We start from the raw sequence: 1,818 nt of genomic DNA, 5'->3' as shown, positions 1-1,818 counted from the left end.
GCGGATCGCCCGGGAGGCGGGGGAGACCCCCGCCTGACCCCGCGCCGAAACTCCGGCACGGGCCCGCCGGTCGTCACCGGCGGGCCCGTCGTCCGTACGGACCGCGCTTTTCCGTACCCACCTCCGCACCGGGTGGTACAGTGTAAGCAGCACTCGTGTTACGCCCCCTCCTGTTCGGGCGCCGGTGCCAGTTCTTCCTCGCACATCACCTCGGTTCGCCGCTTCCGCCCGTCGTGTCCGACCGGCGTACGGCTTTCCCGCACCACTTCGTCGGCAGGGTCTCCTGCCGCCGTGACCGGGGTGCTGTTCCCCGCCGCCCGGAGGCGCGTGTCCGCCCTCCCCGCGCGGTTTCCCTCCTTCCCACCGCACGTCCCCGTCCGTCGTCCACGAAAGGACCGGCTCCCATGACCACCACCACACTCGATCACCCTCCCGTACGGCAGCGGCCCCGGCTCGTCACCGGTGTCCTCGACATCGACGCGGCCGGGAAGGGGCGTCTGCGCGCCGAGAGCTGCCTGCCCTCCCCCTCCGACCCGTCCGTCTCCCCCGCGCTGCTGCGCCGCCACGGCCTGCGCAAGGGCGACCTCGTGGAGGGCGTGCGCGGCGACCGGGGCACCCTGACCGAGGTCACCCGCGTCGAAGGCCGCACGCCCGACGCACTGCGCGACCGGCGGCACTTCCACGACCTGACGCCGCTTCACCCGCACCGGCGGCTGCGCCTGGAGCACCCGGCGTCCGGCCTCGCCGGGCGGGTCGTCGATCTGCTCGCGCCGGTCGGCAAGGGGCAGCGCGGGCTGCTCGTGGCGCCGCCCAAGACCGGCAAGACCGTCCTCCTCCAGCAGCTCGCGGCGGCCGTCGCCGGCAACCACCCCGAGTGCCGGCTGATGGTGGTGCTGCTCGACGAACGCCCCGAGGAGGTCACCGACATGCGGCGCTCGGTGCGCGGCGAGGTGTACGCCTCGACCTTCGACCGGCCCGCCAAGGAGCACATCGCGCTCGCCGAGCTGGTCGTCGAGCGGGCCAGGCGGCTGGTCGAGGCGGGCGAGGACGTCGTCGTGCTCCTCGACTCTCTGACCCGGCTGTGCCGGGCGTACAACAACGCGGCCGCCTCCGGTGGCCGCACCCTCAGCGGCGGTGTCGACGCCTCCGCGCTGCTCGGGCCCAAGCGGTTCTTCGGCTCCGCCCGTCGGACCGAGGAGGGCGGCTCGCTCACGATTCTCGCCTCGGCCCTGGTGGAGACCGGCTCCCGGGCCGACGAGTTCTGGTTCGAGGAGCTCAAGAGCACCGGCAACATGGAGTTCCGGCTGAGCCGCGAGGCCGCCTCACGGCGGCTGTTCCCCGCCGTCGACATCACGGGATCGGGCACCCGCCGCGAGGAACTGCTGCTCGCTCCGGCCGAGTTGACCGCCGCACGGGGACTGCGTCGCGTGCTGCGGTCGCGGGACGGGCTGGCCGATCTGGAGACCCTGCTGGGCCGGATGCGCGAGACCCCCGACAACGCGGCGTTCCTGCGGCGCGTCCAGCCGACCCTGCCGGGCGGCTGACACGGCGCCGGCATGCGGCATCCGGGTGCTCGCGGACGGTCCCCGGCCGGGGCAGCGCGGTGTTCCGGGAGTCCCATTCCTACGTTTGCGGTATGACTATCGGATTTACTTCGCGGGCTACCGTGTCGGCCTGCGTGCTCTGTACGGCGAGCCTGCTGGCGACGGCGCCCACCGCGGCGATCGCCGGCGTCGACCCCGGGCCGCGGGCGACGGCCGGGGCGCTGCTGTACCGGCCCGGCACGCACGTCCGCCCGCGCCCGGGGGCACCCGAGGT

1 protein-coding gene and 1 pseudogene are annotated in these 1,818 nt (G+C 74.2%); both read left to right on the top strand.

What is annotated here, in order from left to right:
• Positions 1–404 precede the first annotated feature (404 nt).
• Positions 405–1,544, top strand: a complete 1,140-nt coding sequence (rho, locus tag B7767_RS32455; protein WP_085575250.1) for a transcription termination factor Rho — start codon at positions 405–407, stop codon at positions 1,542–1,544.
• Positions 1,545–1,636: 92 nt separating this feature from the next.
• Positions 1,637–1,818: pseudogene (locus tag B7767_RS47465) on the top strand (D-alanyl-D-alanine carboxypeptidase); the annotation flags it as partial.

Source organism: Streptomyces sp. 13-12-16 (assembly GCF_002114215.1).
Taxonomy (GTDB): domain Bacteria; phylum Actinomycetota; class Actinomycetes; order Streptomycetales; family Streptomycetaceae; genus Streptomyces.
Note: the sequence above shows the minus strand (reverse complement) of the source record. Positions and strands in the feature narration are given on the sequence as shown.